Source organism: Frankia sp. CcWB2 (assembly GCF_977927585.1).
In genome coordinates this window covers 1-2143 of record NZ_CDWRCM010000108.1, presented here as the reverse complement: position 1 = coordinate 2143, position 2143 = coordinate 1, and the positions used below count along the sequence as shown (strand labels likewise).

Annotated in this window: 1 protein-coding gene and 1 pseudogene; both read left to right on the top strand. The window is 74.6% G+C overall.

What is annotated here, in order from left to right; genetic code table 11:
• Positions 1-887, top strand: a pseudogene (locus ACY45C_RS12760) (lactate racemase domain-containing protein); the annotation flags it as partial.
• Between the two features lie 115 nt (positions 888-1002).
• Positions 1003-2061: a lysophospholipid acyltransferase family protein gene (locus tag ACY45C_RS12755; protein ID WP_462187841.1), complete on the top strand. Its 1059-nt coding sequence runs from the start codon at positions 1003-1005 to the stop codon at positions 2059-2061.
• Positions 2062-2143 lie beyond the last annotated feature (82 nt).

The window sequence follows — 2143 nt, the reverse complement described above, 5'->3', positions numbered from 1 at the left end:
TTGGTGCGGCGGCGGGCCCGGCGGCGCGGATGGGTCGGCTGCTGTGCGAGGCGGTGCGGGTGTTCGCCGTCGCGGTGACGGTGAACGCCGCGACGGCGCCGGTGCACTATCCGTTCCTGACCCGCCGGGAGTGGGAGTGGTCGCTAGCCGATCAGGCGATGGCGGTCGGGCTGGGCCGTGGCCTGGAGCTGGTGGGGTCGCGGGCGCGCCGCCGGCTGCTGCGTGACTTCGCCGCCGACTATGCGGTCACCTCGGTGAGCGCGGGGGATCCTACGGCGGTCGCGGCGGCCGCGGCGGCGGCGGTCGACGCCCAGCAGCGGGTCACCGTCGACGGGCAGAGCGACGTCGTCGTCGTCGGGCTGGGCCCGTTCGGGCCGTTCGACGCGGGGGCGGTGGTCAACCCGGTGCTGGCGGCGCACGGCGCGCTCGGGGAGGTTTTCGGCCGGTACCGGGGGCGGCCGGTGGTCCGCGAGAACGGGGCGTTGATCGTCTACCATCCGCTGGCGCCGCGGTTCTCCCAGCTGCACCACCCCTCCTACGTGGACTTCTACGAGGAGGTGCTCGCCGAGTCGACCGAGGCGGCGACGGTGGAGGCGAAGTTCGAACGGCAGTACGCCACCGATCCCTGGTATGCGTCGCTGTATCGGACGTCGCTTGCTCATCACGGGGTGCATCCGTTCCACCGCTGGTATGAGGCGGCGCCGGCGATGGCCCATGTGGGGGATGTGGTGTGGGTGGGCGGTGATCGGGCGGCGTGCGCGCGGCTGGGGTTCCGGGCGGCGTCGACGTTGGCGGATGCGTTGGAGATGGTGTCTGGATCGGTGGGCCGTGATCCGTCTATCACCTATCTGCACTCCCCACCCCATCTGATCGCCGAAGTACGGTGACCGCGGGAGATGCGGGTCACGGATCGTGCGGTCGCCGGGTGGGACGCGGTGGCCATGCGCGGCGGAGCACAGGTGCCAGCGGTGGACCGGATCGGCAGGGGCAGAGGTGAACGGGATGGCGGGTAGGCCGCGACGGGGTGTGGGGCTGCGGGCGGTGGTGGCCGGGTGGCGGCCGGGGGGCCGCGGGCCGGTCCCGGGCAGCGCCGAGGCGCATCGGATCCCCGAGGTGCCGCGGGAGTTCCCGACCGCGTGGGCGCGTCGCCCGGCAGCGCGGGCCGCCCGGGGGGTGTTTCTGCGCGGGGCGATGCGCCCGCTGCTGCGGACGACGCTGACGGTGGCGGTGCACGGGGCGGAGGCGTTCGACGGGGCCCGCGACACCCCGGTGATCATCGTGTCGAATCACAGCAGTCATCTGGACGCCCCGCTGCTGTTGTGCACGGTGCCCGGGTGGGTGCGGGCGCGTACGGCGGTGACGGCGGCGGCGGACTATTTCTTCGACAGTGCCTGGCGGGGGGCGTCGAGTGCGTTCGCGTTCGCGACGGTGCCGATCGAACGGCACGGTGGGGCGCCGTCGGCGACGCCGATGAACCTGCTGGGGGACGGCTGGAACCTGGTGATCTTCCCGGAGGGGACGCGGTCGCGGGACGGGGCGCGGGGCCGGTTCCGGTTGGGGGCCGCCTATCTGGCGATCAACGCGGGGGTGCCGGGGGTGCCGGTGGTTCCGGTGGGGCTGCGGGGTGCGTACGCGGCGATGCCGCGGGGACGGTCCTGGCCGGTGGCGGGCCGTCCGCCGGTGTCGGTGCGGTTCGGCCGGCCGATGCGCCCCGCGCCGGGTGAGGATGTGCGGGCGTTCACCGCGCGGCTGGCCGCCGAGGTCGACCGGCTCTGCGCCGAGGACGCGACCTCCTGGTGGGAGGCGACGCGCTCGGCCCCGGACGTCGCCGCGACGGGCGCCGGGAACACCGGTGGTGCGGCCGGTGGTGGGGGCTTCCCCGGTCGAACCAGCCCGCGGGCGGTCCCCCGACCGGGTGGGACGGGTGGGGCCGCGGGGTCGGCGGCGGTCTCCGCGCGGCTGCGTGGCGCCCCGAACACTCCGACGGCACGGTGGCGGCGGATCTGGGCGGCGACCGAGCCGGCGCCGCGCCCCGGGTCGCGTTCCCCCTGGCGGCGTTAGGGCCTGTTTGGGAAGTTCATCGGGGCAGCCATTTGTTGATCGCGGCGATGGTGGCTGTTGCTTCGTAGCGGACGGCTAGCTT

Excerpts from the sequence above, each read along its gene's own strand:
- ACY45C_RS12755 (WP_462187841.1), top strand. The coding sequence starts at position 1,003 with ATGGCGGGTAGGCCGCGACGGGGTGTGGGGCTGCGGGCGGTGGTGGCC.